The following is a 17,890-nucleotide window of genomic DNA, read 5'->3' on the forward strand; positions in this document are numbered from 1 at the left end:
TCAAACCCTGTGGATGGTTGAGTAACCAGTGCGAGTCGTTATGGATTGGTGTCGTTCGGGGGATTCCCGACAACAAGACGTCAACATAGTCATCACTGTTGCGGACGGCGCGGGTGTCCTGGCGACATAATCGGCCTTGTGGCCCGCGACACTGTTGAGACGCATTTCATCGAGGCTGTGGGAGCCCTGAGCGCCGGACCTTCCCAGGACCCCGCCCTTCCCGTACGGCCCGGCACGACGTTGACGGGCAGACGCTGCAGGGAGCTGTTCGAGATCCAGCTCGGCAGCCGCCTCCTGGACGTCGCCGCCCGCGTGCTGCGGGAGCGGAACGAGGGCTTCTACACGATCGGCTCGTCGGGGCACGAGGGGAACGCCGCCGTCGCCGCGGAGCTGCGCCCCTCCGACCCGGCGCTGCTGCACTACCGCTCGGGCGCCTTCTATCTCGAACGCTCCGCCCAGGCGGGCCGGCTGGCGGAGGAGGGCCTGCGCGACGTGCTCCTCGGGCTGAGCGCCTCGACGGAGGAGCCCATCGCCGGAGGCAGGCACAAGGTCTTCGGCCATCCGGACCTCGCGGTGATCCCCCAGACGTCCACGATCGCGAGCCACCTGCCCCGGGCCGTCGGCGTCGGCTTCGCGATCGATCGCGCGCGTGCCCTCGGCGTGCCGTCACCCTGGCCGCGGGACGCGATCGCCGTCTGCAGCTTCGGCGACGCCACGGTCAACCACGCGTCGGCGTTGAGCGGGCTCAACACCGCGGCCTACGGCGCGTTCCGGGGGCTCCAGCTCCCCGTGCTGTTCGTCTGCGAGGACAACGGCCTCGGGATCAGCGTGCGGACCCCGCCCGGCTGGGTCGAGGCCGCGAGGCACCCCCTGCTGGCGTACTTCCGGGCCGACGGGTGCGACCTCGCCGACATCCACGACGTCGCCCGCGCCGCCGCCGAGCACGTGCGCTCCACCCGCGCCCCCGCGTTCCTGCACATGAGCACGGTCCGGCTGATGGGGCACGCCGGCTCCGACGTCGAGATCGCCTACCGCACCCGCAGAGAGATCGCCGCCGACCTGGAGCGCGACCCCCTCGTCGGCACGGCGCGGCTGCTCGTGGAGGGCGGCCTCGCCGAGCCGGACGAACTGGTCGCGCGCTACGAGGCGGAGCGCGAGCACGTGCTCAAGCTGGCGATGGAGTGCACCCGGCGGCCCCGCCTCACCTCGGCGCACGAGGTGATGGCCCCGCTCGCCCCCGCCAGCCCCCGCAGGGTCGCCGCCGAGGCCACCCGGGTCGCCGGCCCCGCCGTACGGGAACGGGTCTTCGGCACGCCACCCGAGCAGGAGGGCGGCCTCACGCTCGCCCAGGCGATCAACCGCACGCTCGCCGAGGAGATGGCGCTGGACCCCGGCGTCCTGCTGTTCGGCGAGGACGTCGCCAGGAAGGGCGGCGTGTACGGCGTCAGCCGCGGCCTGCTGCGGAAGTTCGGCGCCGAGCGGGTCTTCGACACGTTGCTGGACGAGCAGTCCATTCTCGGGCTGGCCCTCGGCTCCGGCGTCTCGGGGCTGCTGCCGGTCCCCGAGATCCAGTACCTCGCCTACCTCCACAACGCGCTGGACCAGATCCGCGGCGAGGCGTCGTCGCTGCAGTTCTTCTCCCGGGGGGCGTTCCGCAACCCGATGGTCGTCCGCGTCCCCGGGCTCGCCTACCAGAAGGGTTTCGGCGGCCACTTCCACAACGACAACTCGGTCGCCGCGCTGCGCGACATCCCCGGCCTGATCGTGGCCGTGCCCGCGCGGCCGGACGACGCCGCGTCCATGCTGCGCACCTGCCTCGCCGCGGCGCGGGCCGACGGCCGGGTCTGCGTCTTCCTCGAACCCATCGCGCTGTACCACACGCGTGACCTGTTCGACGAGGACGACGGCGGCTGGCTCTCGCCGTACGTCCCTCCGGCCCGCTGGGCGGAGACCCACATCCCGATCGGCCGGGCCCGCTCGTACGGCGACGGCCGCGACCTGACCATCGTCACCTTCGGCAACGGGGTGCGGATGAGCCTGCGTGCGGCGGTCAAGCTCACCGCCGAGGAGATGAGCTGCCGGGTGCTCGACCTGCGCTGGTTGTCTCCACTCCCGGTCGAGGACCTGCTGCGCGCCGCCGAGCTGACCGGCAAGGTGCTGATCGCCGACGAGACCCGGCGCAGCGGCGGCGTCTCCGAGAGCGTCATCACCGCGCTGGTCGAGGGCGGGTTCTCCGGGCAGATCGCGCGGGTCACCTCCCAGGACAGCTTCATCCCGCTGGGCGCCGCCGCTGACACGGTGCTGATGTCCGAGTGGGACATCGAGCAGGCCGCGCGCAAGCTCCTCGCCTGACGGGGCAGCCGCGGGATCAGGCCAGCACCGCCAGGGAGGCGACGGCCATCCCGTGCAGGAGCGGCGCCATGGCCTGCGGAGGCAGCTCGCCCGCGCTGCGCGGGGTGGAGTTGAGCAGCCCGAAGACGGCGTGGGTGGCGGCGCGCAGCCGGGCCGGCGGGCAGTCGGGATAGAGCTCGCTCAGCACGGTGACCCACTCCTCGACGTACAGGCGCTGGAGGCGGCGGATCCGGCGGCGGGCCGACTCGGGCACGTTGTCCAGCTCCCGCTCATGCACCCGGATCAGTGCCGGGTTGGCCAGCGCGAAGTCGATGTGCCCGTGGAGCAGCGCGTCCAGGGCCGCCCGCGCGTACGCGTCGCCGCTGGGGGACTCCGGCACGGCGGGGGCGGTGACCAGGCGGGCTCCCTGCTCGCGCAGCCGCTCGCTGATGTCGAGCAGGATCTCGCTGAGCAGGGCTTCCTTGCCGCTGAAGTGGCGATAGATCGCGGGGCCGGAGACGCCGACGGCGGATCCGATGTCCTCGATCGACACCCCGTGGAACCCGCGCGCCGCGAACAGTTCGGCCGCCGCCCGGAGTATCTCGGCGCGCCTGTTGCGGGTAGGGGTACGGGGAGCCGTCACGAGAGGCAATGGTAGACGAGCCGGTTAATGGTGACTAACATCCGAGGTGATGTTAGTCGGCATTAACTCGCCGGAGGTGGTCGGCATGGAGCCGAATCCGTGGCCGGTGCTGCGGAGCGCCTGTGATCCGGGCGGCGAGCCGTACAAGCGCAACGCGGAGGCGGGCGAGCGCCTGGCCGCCGAGCTGCGCGAGCGGCTGGCCGTCGCGGCGCGGGGCGGCCCGCCGCGCGCAAGGGAGCGGCACGTCGCCCGGGGCAAGCTGCTGCCCAGGGACCGGGTGGACGCGCTGCTCGACCCCGGGGGCAGATTCCTTGAGCTGTCGCCGCTCGCGGCGGACGGGCTCTACGACGGGCAGGCGCCCGCCGCCGGCATCATCACCGGCATCGGGCGGGTGTCCGGCCGCGAGGTGGTCGTCGTCGCCAACGACGCCACGGTGAAGGGCGGTACGTACTATCCCGTCACCGTCAAGAAGCACCTGCGGGCCCAGGAGATCGCTCTCGACAACCACCTGCCCTGCGTGTATCTCGTCGACTCGGGCGGCGCCTTCCTGCCCAAGCAGGACGAGGTGTTCCCCGACCGCGAGCACTTCGGGCGGATCTTCTACAACCAGGCCACCATGTCCGCGCGGGGGATCGCGCAGATCGCGGCCGTCCTCGGCTCCTGCACGGCGGGCGGAGCGTACGTCCCGGCGATGAGCGACGAGGCCGTGATCGTCAGGAACCAGGGCACGATCTTCCTGGGCGGGCCGCCCCTGGTGAAGGCGGCCACCGGCGAGACCGTCACCGCCGAGGAGCTCGGCGGCGGCGAGGTCCACGCGAGGACCAGCGGTGTGACCGACCACCTCGCCGAGGACGACGCCCACGCGCTGCGCATCGTCCGGGACATCGTGGCGACGCTGCCGCCCCGCACGGCCCGTGCCTGGGAGACCGGGCCGGCCGAGCCGCCCGCCTACGACCCGGGCGAGCTGTACGGCATCGTCCCGCAGGACACCCGCACGCCGTACGACGTGCGGGAGGTCGTCGCGCGGATCGTCGACGGCAGCAGGTTCCTGGAGTTCAAGGCGGAGTACGGCCCCACCCTGGTCACGGGGTTCGCGCGCATTCACGGGCACCCGGTGGGGATCGTCGCGAACAACGGCATCCTCTTCGCCGAGTCGGCGCTGAAGGGCGCGCACTTCATCGAGCTGTGCGACCGCCGGTCGATCCCGCTCGTGTTCCTGCAGAACATCAGCGGTTTCATGGTCGGCAGGGCGTACGAGGCGGGCGGCATCGCCAAGCACGGGGCGAAGATGGTCACCGCCGTCGCCTGCGCGCGGGTGCCGAAGTTCACCGTGATCATAGGCGGGTCGTTCGGCGCGGGCAACTACGCCATGGCGGGGCGGGCGTACTCGCCGCGCTTCCTGTGGATGTGGCCGAACGCCCGCATCTCGGTCATGGGGGGCGAGCAGGCGGCGAACGTGCTCTCGACCGTGGGCGACGCCGACCAGGACGCGATCCGCGCGCAGTACGAGCGCCAGGGGAACCCCTATTACTCGACCGCCCGGCTCTGGGACGACGGAGTGATCGACCCGGTGGACACCCGCACGGTACTCGGCCTGGCCCTGTCCGCCGCGGCCGGCGCCCCGCTCGACCCGGTCGGGTACGGCGTCTTCCGGATGTGACCGGCGTGATCGTGAGGAGCGTACGTGATCGTGAAGAGGAGGTGGCGGGGTGTTCGGGTCCGTGCTGATCGCCAATCGCGGTGAGATCGCGGTAAGGATCGTCCGCACGCTGCGGGCGATGGGCATCCGTTCCGTCGCCGTGCACAGCGACGCGGACCGGGCCGCCCGGCACGTGCGCGAGGCCGACCTGGCCGTCCGGCTGCCGGGCGGCTACCTCGACGTCGACGGGGTGATCGCCGCCGCGCTCCAGACAGGGGCCGAGGCCGTCCACCCGGGGTACGGGTTCCTCGCGGAGAGCGCCGCGTTCGCCCGGCGGTGCGCGGAGGCGGGGCTGGTGTTCGTCGGGCCGCCGCCCGCCGCGATCGAGGCGATGGGCGACAAGATCCGGGCCAAGGCGACCGTCGCCGCGGCGGGCGTGCCCGTGGTCCCCGGAGGGGCGGAGCCCGCCGACGACCTGGCCGAGGCGGCCCGCGCGATCGGCTTCCCCGCGCTGATCAAGCCGTCGGCCGGCGGCGGCGGCAAGGGCATGGTCGTGGTGCGGTCCGAGGCCGAGCTGCCCGAGGCGATCGCCTCGGCCCGCCGTACGGCGCTCGCCGCGTTCGGGGACGGCACGCTGCTGATCGAGAGGTTCGTCCCGAACCCCCGGCACATCGAGATCCAGGTCATGGCCGACGGGCACGGGAACGTCGTCCACCTGGGCGAGCGCGAGTGCAGCCTCCAGCGACGGCACCAGAAGATCATCGAGGAGGCCCCCTCGCCGCTGCTCGAATCGGCCACCCGGGCGCGGATGGGCGCCGCGGCCGTCGAGGCCGCGCGGGCGGTCGGCTACGTCGGCGCGGGCACGGTCGAGTTCATCGTCCAGGGCACGGAGTGGGGAGAGGCCGAGTCCCTTGACGAGGGGCCGCCGTACCACTTCATGGAGATGAACACGCGGCTCCAGGTCGAACATCCGGTGACCGAGATGGTGACCGGCCTCGACCTCGTCGAACTGCAGATCCGCGTCGCCGCGGGCGAGCCGCTGCCGTTCGGCCAGGACGACGTACGGCTGAACGGCCACGCCGTCGAGGCCCGCGTGTACGCGGAGGACCCGGCGCGGGGCTTCCTGCCGTCGGGCGGGCGGGTCCTCGCGCTGCGCGAACCCCGGGACGGCCGTGCCGTACGGGTCGACTCCGGCCTGGTCGAGGGCATGATCGTGGGCGGCGACTACGACCCGATGCTGTCGAAGGTCGTCGCCTGGGCGCCCGACCGGTCCGGCGCGCTGCGCACCCTCGACCACGCGCTGGCCTCGACCGCGATCCTCGGGGTGACGACCAACATCGGCTTCCTCCGGACACTGGTCGCGCGGCCCGAGGTCGTCGCCGGCCGCCTGGACACGGGCCTGGTCGAGCGCCTCCTCCAGGACGATCGGGCGGAGGGCGGCCTGGCCGCCGAGCCTCTGCCGCTGGACGCCCTGGTGGCCGCCGCGCTGATCTTCCACTCGGGCCACGGGCCGGGCGCCGGAACGGGGGATCCGGCGAGCGCCGATCCGTGGGACGTCGCGGACGGCTGGCGGATCGGCGAGCGGGCGTGGACCGGTTACCGGCTGGACTCCCGGGGCGCGGTCGTCGACGTGCGGGTGCGCGGGCTGGCCGGTGACGCCGAGGCGGATGTTAATGACCATTCACTTCGGGCCGCGCTGGCGCGTCCGGCGGAGGGCGAGATCGCGATCACCATCGGCGGCATGACCCGCCGGTTCGCCACGGCCTGGGACGGCGGCGTTCTCTGGCTGGGGCGCGACGGCCTGGCCTGGCCGGTCGTCCGGCACGAGCTGGGCGACCCGGGGGACCGAGCGGGCGGCGGAGGCGACGCCGACGGCGTGGTCCGCAGCCCGATGCCCGGGACCGTGCTCGTGGTCAAGGCGGCCGCGGGCGACCGGGTGCGCGCGGGCCAGCCCCTCGTCGTGGTGGAGGCGATGAAGATGGAGCACTCGGTGGTGGCGCCCCTGGACGGCGTCGTCACCGAGCTGACGGTGCGGATCGGCCAGGCCGTCGAGCTCGACGGCGTCCTGGCCCGGGTGGAACCCGATGGGAGCACGTCATGACAGTGCGACCGGCGCGACCGGTGGGAGGCGAAGGGGCGGGATACGGCGCGTACGCCCTGGACGGCCTGCCCGCGAGGGTCACGGTCCACGAGGTGGGCCCGAGGGACGGGCTGCAGAACGAGGCGGCGATCGTCCCGGTCGAGGTCAAGGCGGAGTTCGTCGCCCGGCTCGCCCGCGCGGGCCTGACGAGGATCGAGACGACCAGCTTCGTCCATCCGAAGTGGGTTCCCCAGCTCGCCGACGCGGCCGAACTGCTCGACCTCGTTGAGCCGGTGCCCGGAGTGCGCTACCCCGTGCTCGTGCCCAACGAGCGGGGCCTGGACCGGGCCCTGGAACGCGGCGTCACCGAGATAGCGATCTTCGGCAGCGCGACCGAGACGTTCGCAAGGAGGAACCTCAACCAGGGGGTGGAGTCGCAGTTCGACATGTTCGCCCCCGTGGTCGGGCGGGCGCTCGACCACGGCCTCCGGGTCAGGGCGTACCTCTCGATGTGCTTCGGCGATCCCTGGGAGGGCGCGGTCCCGGTCCCGCAGGTCGTACGCGCGGGCATGCGGCTCCTCGACCTCGGCTGCTTCGAGCTGTCGCTGGGCGACACGATCGGGGTCGGCACCCCCGGCCACGTCGCCGCGCTGCTCGACGCCTTCGCGGCGGCGGGGGCGGGGCCGGAGCGGCTCGCCGTCCACTTCCACGACACGTACGGCCAGGCGCTGGCGAACACCCTCACGGCGCTCACAAAGGGAGTGACCGTCGTGGACGCCTCGGCGGGCGGCCTGGGCGGCTGCCCGTACGCCGAGAGCGCCACCGGGAACCTCGCCACCGAGGACCTGGTCTGGATGCTGGACGGCCTCGGAGTGGAGACGGGCGTGGACCTCCCGTCCCTGGTGGAGACCAGCGTGTGGCTCGCGGGGAGGCTCGGCCGTCCGAGCGTGTCCCGCGTCGTCCAGGCGCTGGGGTCCGGTAGCAGCGGTGGCGGCGATCAGCCGGAGCGAGGAGGAGCGCGAGATGCTCAAGGATGAGTACGCGCAGTTGCGCGAGTCGGTCGGGCAGTTCGCCCGCGAGGTGGTCGCCCCGGTGATCGGCGACTACTACGAGCGGTGCGAGTTCCCCTACGACATCGTCGCCAAGATGGGCGCGATGGGGTTGTTCGGGTTGCCGATCCCGGAGGAGTACGGCGGCATGGGCGGCGACTATTTCGCCCTGTGCCTCGCGCTGGAGGAGCTGGCGCGGGTCGACTCCTCGGTGGCGATCACACTGGAGGCCGCGGTGTCGCTGGGCGCGATGCCCATCCTGCGGTTCGGCACGGACGAGCAGAGGGCCCGGTGGTTGCCGCGGCTGGCCTCCGGGGAGATGCTCGGCGCGTTCGGCCTCACCGAGCCGGGCGGCGGTTCCGACGTGCCGGGCGGGATGCGCACGACGGCGACGCTGGACGGCGGCGAATGGGTGATCAACGGGTCCAAGGCGTTCATCACGAACGCGGGGACCGACATCACCGGTGTCGTCGGCGTCGCGGCGATCACCGGCCGCCGCGAGCGTGACGGCGCGGTGGTGCCCGAGATCAGCACGATCCTCGTGCCGTCGGGGACCCCGGGGTTCACCGTGTCGAAGAAGTACTCCAAGGTCGGCTGGTCGGCCAGCGACACCCGCGAGCTGTCGTTCAGCGACTGCCGGGTCCCCGAGGAGAACCTCCTGGGAGAGCGCGGAAGGGGGTACGCCCAGTTCCTCCAGACGCTCGACGAGGGCCGGGTGGCCATCGCCGCGCTGTCGGTCGGGCTCGCCCAGGGATGCGTGGACGAGTCCCTGCGCTACGCCGGGGAGCGGGTCGCGTTCGGCCGGGCCATCAACCGGTACCAGGCGATCCAGTTCAAGATCGCCGACATGGAGGCGCGCACGCACACCGCGCGGCTCGCCTACTACCACGCGGCCGAGAGGATGCTGGCGGGGCGGCCGTTCAAGAAGGAGGCGGCGATCGCGAAGCTGGTCTCCTCGAACGCGGCCATGGACAACGCGCGCGACGCCACCCAGATCTTCGGCGGGTACGGCTTCATGAACGAGTATCCCGTGGGCCGCTTCTACCGGGACGCCAAGATCCTGGAGATCGGCGAGGGCACCAGCGAGGTTCAGCGCATGCTGATCGCACGCGAGCTGGGAATGGGGGCATAAGTGCGATATGACCCTTTCGCTGGTTGTCACCTCAGGTACTTAATAAATTCTTAGAAAACCCTCCGGGGTGACGGGTTTGGCCTGGTGGTACTGGTTGGGTGGAGACCCGACCGATGAAAGGCAGCACCTTGGACAAGAACGTCACCCGCCGTCACGCCCTCAGCGCCGCCGCCCTCGCGGGAGTGGGCGCCGCCGTCGCGGCGTGCTCGTCCGGCACCGGCACGACCGCGGGCACGGCCGCCGGCACGACCGCCGGCACGACCGCCGACGGCAAGCCCGCGACGGGCGGGGAGGCCGCGGGCGCGGGAGAGGCGAACAAGGCGCCGGCGGGCACGCTGGCCAAGAAGGCCGACATCCCGGTCGGCGGCGGTGTGATCGTGAGCGCGGAGAAGGTGGTGGTCGTCCAGCCGGAGGCGGGCACCTTCAAGGCATACAGCGCCATCTGCACGCACGAGGGGTGCCCGGTGAAGCGGGTCAGGGACGGCGTCATCGTGTGTCCCTGCCACAACTCGTCCTTCGCCATCGCCGACGGCTCCCCCAAGAGCGGTCCGGCGAAGAAGGCCCTCGCCGAGGTGGCCATCTCCTCCGAGGGCGACACGATCACCCTGGCCTGAGACTCTCGGATTGACCATGCAATGGACGTATTCGCCCCGGTAAATCTAGAGTCCTACCCATGACGTCTGGTGATCTCCGGCTCCGGAGGGCGGACAAGAGCGACGCGGACGAGATCTTCGCGCTCGCGCGCGAGTTCGCGCTGTCGTTCCGCCCGGAACGCGCCGCTTTCGACGCGGCGCTGCCGCAGCTGCTCCAGAACGAGGACGCGCTGCTCCTGGTCGCCACCGTGGACGGAACGGTCCGCGGCTACCTCCTCGGCTACACGCACCTCACGCTCTTCGCCAACGGGCGGGTCGCCTGGGTCGAGGAGGCGATCATCGAAAGGAACTTCCGCCGCCACGGCATCGGCCGCAGGCTCCTGGAGGAGTTCGAGGCATGGGCCCGCTCGCGCGAGGCCGGATACATGGCGCTCGCCACCCGCCGGGCGGCGGGCTTCTTCAGCGCGCTCGGCTTCGACGTCTCGGCCACGTACTACCGGAAGATGCTCACGCCGCCCCGTACGTGACGCGCGGGCGGGAGCCGCCCGCCACCTACGTCCGGTCCCGCTCCCCCCGCGGACGCTCGCGGGGGGAGCGGGACGTCACGACGTGAGCTGGGCGTCCAGCCGGTAGCCGTCCACGGTGACGTAGACCGAGTCGCCCGGCCGCGCGTTCAGCCGCATCAGCACGGGCTGGAGCGAGTCGAAGACCGGCTGCTGGTCGCGCCAGACCAGCACGACCGCGTTGTCCCCGGGGCCGGTGACCGACAGCAGCGTGCCCGGTCGCATGCCGAGCTGGGCGGCGTACCCCTCGGGAACCGCGACGGGCTCGCCGCGCAGATGCCCGCTGGTGACGTCGATGCGCTGCCAGCGGCGGGGGTCGGAGGACGGGCTGGTCGGCGTGCTGCGCGGGCTGGGGACCAGGTGCGGGCGCGGCGGGGCGGCGCCGGTGAGCGCGTTGAGCGCGGCCAGGGCGGTCGCCGGGTCGGGTCCGTTGCCCGCCTGCGAGGGAACGGGGACCCCGCCCCGCTGATGGTGCCCGTTCGCGCCGGGAGTGCGGCGGGGGAGCGGTTTGGGCTCGCCGGGCGGCGCGGCGCCGGCCGACCGCTGCTCCGGACGCGGCTGCTCCTTGGGCAGCGCGTCCAGCCAGGCCTTGGCCGAGTGCGGGCGGATGCCGAGCTGGCCGAGCAGCTCGACGACGTCCGTGTCCGCGGGTTTGGTCGCGAGGAGCTGGCGGGTCTTGTCCCGCAGGCCGCCGAGGTCGCCGACGACGAGCCAGCCGTCCTGAAGCCGGCGGTCGGGCATCAGCGTGACCAGCACCCGCCAGAGGGGCGTGCCAAGCGAGGGGACGTCGATGGGGTGGGAGGGGTCGGCGGCGATCAGCTGCTCCTGCGTCGCGGCGGTGCCCAGCCACTCCGTGAGGCCGAACAGGTGACCGGTCAGCGCGGCGGAGTCGGGGGAGCGCAGCCACATGAGCACACGCTCCTCCACGGCCCGCTGGGCCTGGGAGAGGATCTCGCGGTCGACGTTGAGGCGGTGGGCGAGCGCGCGGAGGCTGACCGGCTCGGCCGCGAACAGCCGCTCGGCGGCGACGGCCCTGGCGAGCGGGTCCCAGTCCCTGAAGAGGTGCTCCACGAGACCGACCATGGGGTAGTCGCTCGGAACGGGCGCGGGCGGAGCCGGAGGCGCCGCGGGAGGCGCGGGCGGCCGGGCCGGAGCGCCGGGGGCGGGCTGACCGGCATGCGGGACGGGGGCGCCCTGGGCGGCGGGAGACTGCCGGACGGGCAGGGACGGCGCGGAAGGAGCGGCGGCGGCCCCGGGAGTCGGCGCGGCGAGGGGGGCGGCGAGCGGGGGCGCGGGGCGGGTCTGCGTGCCCTGCTCGGCGGGAGCCGGAGCGGGAGCTGACGCGGGCTGCTGCGGTACGGCCTGCTGCGGTGCGGCCGCCGGCGCCGGTGAGCCGGGTGTCGTGGAGCCGGGTGCCGCCGTGGAGGACGGGGCCGATGCCGCCGCCGCGTCCGGTGCCGGTACGGCCGGCAGCGGCGCCGGTTCCGCGGCGGTGACCGGGAGCTGGAGGTGGGTGAAGATCTCACGGAAGACGACAGTGAGGACGGCCTCGGGAGTGGCGGGAGCCGAGGGGCTCTGCAGGTCTCCGGGAGTGAGCCGGCGGAGCCGGTGCCATCCGCCCAGGCCGGTGACCGCCGAACGGGCCGGTTCCTGCCATCCCGGAAGGGCGGGATCGACGGAGTGGACCTGGATCGCGGGAAGCAGATCGGTCAGCGCGAGATGATCCCAGCGGCTCGCGGCGAGCCGGGCCAGCCGCTCGCAGAGCCAGTCCACCCCGGTCGCGCCGAGGGCTCGGCCGAGCGCGACGGAGCCCCACCAGCCCGCGGGCAGGCGAGGGTCGGCCAGAACTTCGGCGACCTGCTGCGCACGGGTCCAGCGAAGGGCGGGAACCAGATCACTCAGGCAGATCGTTGACTCGGCGTCCATCGGTATGACCGCACCCTCCCGAGAGTGACGCATGTTGCTAATGGTGCAGCTTACGCCGCAAGCTATCAATTGGTGTCAATAGGGTAAAGCTCCTTCGCGATACCGGCGGCCGGACCTGCCGCTCCCGCGACCGGGGGACGGCCGCCGACCTGCGCGACCGCGGCGGCGCCGGCCCGGCAACCATTTTCCAGCGCGATCTCGGGGGCGAGCCCGGACAGCAGCGCGGTCAGGAAACCGGCGGCGAACGCGTCCCCCGCGCCCGTCGAGTCGACCACCTCCGTCTGGGACGCGGGCGCCCTCGCGACGATCTCGCCATCCCTGGCGAGCAGGGCCCCCTTGGCACCCAGCTTCACCACGGCGGTGCCGTACGCGGCGCTGAGGGCCGTGGCGGCCCCCTCCGGGGCGGTGGCGCCGGTGAGCAGCAGCGCCTCGTCGAGGTTAGGGATGATGATCCGCGCGGCGGCGGTCTCCCGGATGAAGCGGTCGGTCCCGAAGTCGCGCAGGAAGCCGGTCGAGGCGGCGTCCACGCTCACGGTCACGCCGCGCTCGGCCGCCTCGCGCATGGCGAGCCGGGCGAGGTCGAGGCCCGGCCGCTCGAACAGCGTGTACCCCGACAGGTGCAGGTGGGTCACGCCGTCGAGGAGCGCCTCCGACCAGTCGGCGGGTCCGATGTGCCGGCCCGCGCCCCGGTTGGTGAGCATGGAACGCTCGCCGCTCAGGTCGACCATGGCGATGACGACGGCGGTCGGCCTGGCCGGGTCGATCCGGAGGTGCGGCCGCACTCCGGCCCGGACCAGCTCGGCCCGGTGCCACTCGCCGGTGTCGTATCCGGCCCGGGCGAGCAGCCGCGCGTCCGCGCCAAGATGGGCGGCCCAGCAGGCCGTGTTGGCCCCGGAGCCGCCCGGACGCAGCACGATGTCGGCCGCGGTGTCGGTGCCGGTGGCGACCGGCTGCCCGTGCAGCGCCACGACGTCGGTGACGACGTCGCCGATCACCAGCAGGCCTCCCATGTCAGTCCTCCCGGGACCAGGATGCCGCGATCTCGCCGGCGAGACGGGCGTTTCCGCGCACAGCGGCCAGATTCGCCTCAAGTGAGGCGCCGTCGGTGCCGTTGACCAGGTACTCCAGCAGGAACGGCGTGATGGCCTGCCCGGCGACGCCCTGCTCGTCGGCGGCCCGGAGCGCCTCGGCGAGCACGCGGTCGTGCAGCGCGGGGTCGAGCTGGTCGGCGACGGGCACCGGGTTCGCGACGATCAGCGCCGTCTCCGGCCCGCCGAGCAGGTCCTGCGCCCGCATGATCCCGGCCGCCTCGGCGGCGGTCTCGATCCGCCAGTCGACGGGCTCGCCCGAGGTGTGCAGGTAGAAGCCGGGGAACTCGTCGGTCCGGTACCCGACCACGGTGACCTGCCGGGTCTCCAGCCGCTGCAGGGTGGCCGGTACGTCCAGGATCGACTTCACGCCCGCGCAGACGACCGTGATCCTGGTACGGCCCAGCGTGTCGAGGTCGGCCGACTCGTCCTGGACGGTGGTCCAGCCGCGGTGGACGCCGCCGAGCCCGCCGGTCGCGAAGACGCGGATGCCCGCCCTCGCGGCCAGGAACGATGTCCCGGACACGGTCGTGGCGCCGCTGACCTTCAGCGCGGCGGCGGGGGCGAGGTCACGGAAGCCGAGCTTGCGCAGGCCGGGCTCGGTCGCGATCCGCTCCAGGCCCTCCCGGTCCAGCCCGGCGCGCGGCACGCCGTCGAGGACCGCGATCGTCGCCGGCACGGCTCCCGCGCTCCGCACGATCTCCTCGAGTTCGAGCGCCACCTCGAGGTTGCGCGGCTGCGGCAGCCCGTGGGAGATGATCGTCGACTCCAGCGCCACGACGGGCCTTCCGGCTGCCAGGGCTTCGGCGACTTCCTCCGACGGCACGACCTTGAGCATGGCTCTCCTGAGTGGTTTCTTCAAAGTTCGTAAAAGGTTCCAAAAGGACAAACCTATACGTACCTCTCGGGGGCGTCCACCGCACGATCAGCCAACGAACCCGCGCGATAGTGGGCACGGGCCACCTGGCCGGGGCGGACCCTCCCGGATAGTGTGCCCCTCGCGTGCGGCCGCGCGGGCGACCAGGGCAGACCGGGGCGACCACGTGGTCCACCGCCCCCACCCCGACCCTGGAGAACCGATGTCTCACTCGCGCTATGACGTGGTCGTCGCCGGCGGCGGGCACAACGGCCTGGTCGCCGCCGCCTACCTCGCGGGGGCGGGCCGCCGCGTCCTCGTCCTCGAACGCCTCGACCACGTCGGCGGCCTCGCGGTCTCCACCGTGGCCTTCCCCGGCGTCGACGCCCGGCTGTCGCGGTACTCCTACCTGGTCAGCCTGCTGCCCGCCAAGATCGTCAAGGATCTCGGCGTCGGTGTGGAGCTCCGGCGGCGCCGCTTCGCCTCGTACACCCCCGCGGGGGACACCGGGCTGCTCGTGGACGGCGAGGACGAGGCCCGCACCGCGGCGTCGTTCGCCGCCGTCACCGGCGGGACGAAGGACCACGAGGCGTGGCGCCGCTTCTACGCGATGACCGCCGAGGTCGCCCGGCGCGTCGCGCCCACGCTCCTCGAACCCCTCGTGGACCGTATGGCGCTGCGCCGCCTCGTGGGCGCCGAGGCGTGGCGCGACCTGTTCGAGCGCCCCATCGGCGAGGTGGTCGCCGAGCGCTTCGACGACGACACGGTGCGCGGGGTGGTCCTCACCGACGCCCTGATCGGCACCTTCGCCGATCCGTCGACGGACCTGCTGGCCAACCGGTGCTTCCTGTACCACGTCATCGGCGACGGGACCGGCGACTGGAACGTCCCGGTCGGCGGTATGGGAGCCGTCACGGACGCCCTCGCGGACGCCGCCAGGCGCGCGGGCGCCGAGATCAGGTGCGGCGCCGAGGTGCTCGCGATCGACCCGTCGGGCGAGGTCACCTTCCGCGACTCCGGCGGGCACGAGCACGCCGTCAGCGGCGGGCACGTCCTTGCCGCCCTGCCGCCCGCCATGCTGGCCCGGCTGACGGGCGAGACCCCGGAGCGTCCCGAGGGCTCCCAGCTCAAGATCAACATGGTGGTGTCCCGGCTGCCGCGCCTCAGGGACGCGTCCGTCGACCCGGCGGAGGCGTTCAGCGGCACCTTCCACGTCAACGAGGGCGCCGAGCGGCTCGCCGCCGCCCGCGCGCAGGCCGCCGCGGGCCGGATCCCCGACCTGCCGCCCGCGGAGATGTACTGCCACTCGCTGACGGATCCGTCGATCCTCGGCCCTGCGCTGCGGCGGTCCGGCGCGCACACGATGACGCTGTTCGGCCTGCACATGCCGGCCAGGCTGTTCACCGGCGACGGAGCCGGAGCCGGGGCCGGCGCGCGGGAGGACGCGCTGCGCCGCACCCTCGCGTCCGTCGACGCGGTGCTCGCCGAGCCGATCGAGGACTGCCTGCTGCGCGCGCCGTCGGGCGAACCCTGCCTGGAGGTGCGGACCCCGCTCGACCTGGAGCACGAGGCCGGGCTCCCCGGCGGGCACATCTTCCACCGCGACCTTTCCTGGCCGTTCGCCGAGTCCCAGGAGGACGGGCCGTGGGGCGTGGAGACGCGGCACGAGCGGATCCTGCTGTGTGGCGCGGGCGCCCGGCGCGGCGGAGGCGTCAGCGGGATCCCCGGTCACAACGCCGCGATGGCCGTCCTGTTCTCATCGACCTCTCATGGGGCGCGGATACCGTGAAACGGTGATGGGAGCCGAAGGTGAGCCCGCGCGGTTGCTGGTGGTCGACGACGAACCGGCGCTGCGCGAGGCGCTGCGGAGCAGCCTCGAGTTCGAGGGGTACAAGGTCGAGACCGTCGCGGACGGGTCGGCCGCCCTCGACCGGCTGGAGCGCGAGCCGTACGACGCGGTGCTGCTCGACGTGATGATGCCGCGTCTGGACGGCCTGACGACGTGCCGCAGGCTCCGCTCCTCCGGCAACCACGTCCCGGTGCTGATGCTGACCGCGCGCGACGCCGTGGGCGACCGCGTGTCCGGTCTCGACGCGGGGGCCGACGACTACCTGGTCAAGCCCTTCGAGCTGGACGAGCTGCTCGCCCGGGTGCGCGCCCTGCTGCGGCGCGGCGCGCTCGCCGCGCCCAGCGAGGAGGCGGGCTCCGTGCTCTCCTTCGCCGACCTCCGCATGGACACCGCCGGGCGCGAGGTCACCCGCGCCGGCCGCCCCCTCGACCTCACGCGTACGGAGTACCTCCTGCTCGAACTGTTCCTGACGCATCCGCGCCAGGTGCTGACCCGGGAGCAGATCCTCAGCGAGGTGTGGGGGTTCGACTTCGAGCCGTCGTCCAACTCGCTCGACGTCTACGTGATGTACCTGCGGAGGAAGACCGAGGCCGCGGACGAGACCCGGCTGATCCACACCGTGCGCGGTGTGGGCTATGTCCTGCGGACCTTTCCGTGAGGAGACGCCGTTCGCTCCGGGCCCGGCTCACCCTGGTCATCGCCGCCGCGGTGGCGGTGGCGGTGGCCCTGTCGGCGGCGGTGTGCTGGTTCCTGATCCACGACCGGATGCAGGGGCAGATCCGCGACTCGCTGGGGGAGTTCAACCCGCGCGTCGAGCAGGTGGCGTTCACGCTCGCCCAGTGCGGCGCGGACAGTGATCAGGAAACCCTTGAACAGGGCGTCGGCCCACCGCACCCGTGGGACCCGTCCGGGCGCAGCTGGGAGATCATCCGGGTGGACGGCTCCGTCTGCGTGTGGGGATCGTCGGACGAGGTCGTCCCGACCCCGGAGGAGCGGGCTCTGGCCGTCTCCGGCGGAGACCCGGTCCTGCGCGACGCGGTGACGAGGAACGGCAGCTCGGTCCTCGCCCTCACCAAGAAGTACGTGCCGCAACCGTCGCCGCGCGGCGGCCCCGAGGAACTGCGGCAGTTCGCCGTCCCGGAGCCGGTGGCCGTCACCGTCTTCCGCTCCACGGAAGAGATGAGCGGGACGCTCCGGATCCTCGCCCTGATCCTCGGGTCGGTGGCCGTCGTCGGCGTGCTCGGCGCCGCGCTCGCCGGTCTCTGGCTCGCCCGCGCGGCGCTTCGCCCCGTCGAGCGGCTGACGAGCGCGGTCGAGCACGTGGCGCGGACCGAGGACCTCGCGATCCGGATCCCGGTCGAGGGGACCGACGAGATCGCCAGGCTGAGCCGGTCGTTCAACACGATGACGGCCGCCCTGTCCAGCTCCCAGGAACGCCAGCGCCGGCTGGTCTCCGACGCCGGGCACGAGTTGCGGACCCCGCTGACCAGCCTGCGCACCAACATCGACCTGATGCTGCGCAGCGAGAACACCGGCCGGGCGTTGGAGCCGGAGTCCAAACGCCGGCTCCTGATCAACGTCAAGGAGCAGTTCGAGGAGATGTCCAGCCTGATCGGCGACCTCCTCGAACTGTCGAGGAGCGCCGAGACGGGCGAGCACTCCACCGACATCGACTTCCACGATCTGGTGTCCGCCGCCGTGAACCGCGCCAGGCGCCGCGGCCCCGGACTGGAGTTCCAGGTTGACCTCCAGCCGTGGCAGGTCCACGGCGACGCCAGGGGCCTCCAGCGGGCCGCCGTGAACGTGCTCGACAACGCCGTGAAGTTCAGCCCGCCGGGCGGCCTGGTGGCGGTCCGGCTCGCGAACGGGGTCCTGACCGTACGCGACCAGGGGCCGGGCATCCCGGAGGACGAGCTTCCGCACGTCTTCGAGAGGTTCTGGCGCTCCTCGTCGGCGCGCAGCCTCCCCGGGTCGGGGCTCGGACTGTCCATCGTGGCCCAGGCCGTACGGGACGCCGGTGGCGAGGTCCGCCTCGGGAACGCTCCCGGCGGCGGGACGCTGGCCACGATCAGCCTGCCCGGCACACCGCCCGGCGCGGAGGTGAAGGACGAGGTGGCGGCCTCCTAGGAGATCGCCGTGCC

Annotated in this window: 14 protein-coding genes; 10 read left to right on the forward strand and 4 right to left on the reverse strand. The window is 72.9% G+C overall.

The window, feature by feature from the left end; translation table 11 throughout:
- Positions 1–177: 177 nt before the first annotated feature.
- Positions 178–2,352 carry a thiamine pyrophosphate-dependent enzyme gene (locus tag AB0I59_RS06060; RefSeq protein WP_358130539.1) on the forward strand — a complete coding sequence of 725 codons (2,175 nt, stop codon included), beginning with the start codon at positions 178–180 and terminating at the stop codon, positions 2,350–2,352.
- Between the two features lie 16 nt (positions 2,353–2,368).
- Here AB0I59_RS06060 and AB0I59_RS06065 read toward each other — a convergent pair whose 3' ends face one another.
- The gene (locus AB0I59_RS06065) at positions 2,369–2,974 is read right to left on the reverse strand and encodes a TetR/AcrR family transcriptional regulator (RefSeq protein WP_061261267.1); all 606 of its coding nucleotides are present in this window, start codon (positions 2,972–2,974) and stop codon (positions 2,369–2,371) included.
- Between the two features lie 49 nt (positions 2,975–3,023).
- Here AB0I59_RS06065 and AB0I59_RS06070 point away from each other — a divergent pair, with 49 nt between their 5' ends.
- The 6 genes from AB0I59_RS06070 (at position 3,024) to AB0I59_RS06095 (ending at position 9,994) form a co-directional block, all read left to right on the forward strand.
- Positions 3,024–4,634: a carboxyl transferase domain-containing protein gene (locus AB0I59_RS06070; RefSeq protein ID WP_435830920.1), complete on the forward strand. Its 1,611-nt coding sequence runs from the start codon at positions 3,024–3,026 to the stop codon at positions 4,632–4,634.
- Positions 4,635–4,683: 49 nt separating this feature from the next.
- Positions 4,684–6,714 (forward strand): acetyl/propionyl/methylcrotonyl-CoA carboxylase subunit alpha, encoded by a 2,031-nt coding sequence (locus tag AB0I59_RS06075; RefSeq protein ID WP_358130542.1) that lies wholly within the window; start codon positions 4,684–4,686, stop codon positions 6,712–6,714.
- Positions 6,711–7,730: a hydroxymethylglutaryl-CoA lyase gene (locus tag AB0I59_RS06080; RefSeq protein ID WP_082777620.1), complete on the forward strand. Its 1,020-nt coding sequence runs from the start codon at positions 6,711–6,713 to the stop codon at positions 7,728–7,730. Before AB0I59_RS06075 ends, AB0I59_RS06080 begins: the two co-directional genes overlap by 4 nt.
- Positions 7,717–8,874, forward strand: coding sequence for an acyl-CoA dehydrogenase family protein (locus tag AB0I59_RS06085; protein ID WP_061261266.1), 1,158 nt, complete (start codon positions 7,717–7,719; stop codon positions 8,872–8,874). Before AB0I59_RS06080 ends, AB0I59_RS06085 begins: the two co-directional genes overlap by 14 nt.
- Positions 8,875–8,987: 113 nt before the next feature.
- On the forward strand, positions 8,988–9,488 hold the full coding sequence (locus tag AB0I59_RS06090; protein WP_358130546.1) for a Rieske (2Fe-2S) protein: 501 nt from the start codon (positions 8,988–8,990) through the stop codon (positions 9,486–9,488).
- A 59-nt stretch (positions 9,489–9,547) separates the two neighbouring features.
- Entirely contained in the window at positions 9,548–9,994 is a 447-nt protein-coding gene (locus AB0I59_RS06095; protein ID WP_061261239.1) for a GNAT family N-acetyltransferase, read from the forward strand.
- A 75-nt stretch (positions 9,995–10,069) separates the two neighbouring features.
- Here the strand turns inward: AB0I59_RS06095 and AB0I59_RS06100 are convergent, their stop codons facing one another.
- The 3 genes from AB0I59_RS06100 to AB0I59_RS06110 all read right to left on the reverse strand — a co-directional run bounded on the left by AB0I59_RS06100 (position 10,070) and on the right by AB0I59_RS06110 (position 13,882).
- Positions 10,070–11,956 (reverse strand): hypothetical protein, encoded by a 1,887-nt coding sequence (locus AB0I59_RS06100; RefSeq protein ID WP_061261238.1) that lies wholly within the window; start codon positions 11,954–11,956, stop codon positions 10,070–10,072.
- A 65-nt stretch (positions 11,957–12,021) separates the two neighbouring features.
- A complete protein-coding gene (locus tag AB0I59_RS06105) occupies positions 12,022–12,966 on the reverse strand; it encodes a carbohydrate kinase family protein (protein ID WP_061261237.1) in 945 nt (314 codons plus the stop codon).
- 1 nt (position 12,967) lies between these two features.
- The gene (locus AB0I59_RS06110) at positions 12,968–13,882 is read right to left on the reverse strand and encodes a pseudouridine-5'-phosphate glycosidase (protein WP_228648517.1); all 915 of its coding nucleotides are present in this window, start codon (positions 13,880–13,882) and stop codon (positions 12,968–12,970) included.
- Positions 13,883–14,123: 241 nt separating this feature from the next.
- On the opposite strand from AB0I59_RS06110, the gene AB0I59_RS06115 reads away from it, so the two are divergent.
- The 3 genes from AB0I59_RS06115 to AB0I59_RS06125 are packed head-to-tail and all read left to right on the forward strand — an operon-like array spanning position 14,124 to position 17,876.
- Positions 14,124–15,689 carry a phytoene desaturase family protein gene (locus AB0I59_RS06115; protein WP_358130551.1) on the forward strand — a complete coding sequence of 522 codons (1,566 nt, stop codon included), beginning with the start codon at positions 14,124–14,126 and terminating at the stop codon, positions 15,687–15,689.
- Positions 15,690–15,696: 7 nt separating this feature from the next.
- Positions 15,697–16,407, forward strand: coding sequence for a response regulator transcription factor (locus AB0I59_RS06120; RefSeq protein WP_358130623.1), 711 nt, complete (start codon positions 15,697–15,699; stop codon positions 16,405–16,407).
- Positions 16,404–17,876 carry a sensor histidine kinase gene (locus AB0I59_RS06125; protein ID WP_358130554.1) on the forward strand — a complete coding sequence of 491 codons (1,473 nt, stop codon included), beginning with the start codon at positions 16,404–16,406 and terminating at the stop codon, positions 17,874–17,876. Before AB0I59_RS06120 ends, AB0I59_RS06125 begins: the two co-directional genes overlap by 4 nt.
- The last annotated feature ends 14 nt before the right edge of the window (positions 17,877–17,890 follow it).

The sequence above is a fragment of the Microtetraspora glauca genome, from assembly GCF_040656155.1.
Classification (GTDB): Bacteria; Actinomycetota; Actinomycetes; order Streptosporangiales; family Streptosporangiaceae; genus Microtetraspora; species Microtetraspora glauca.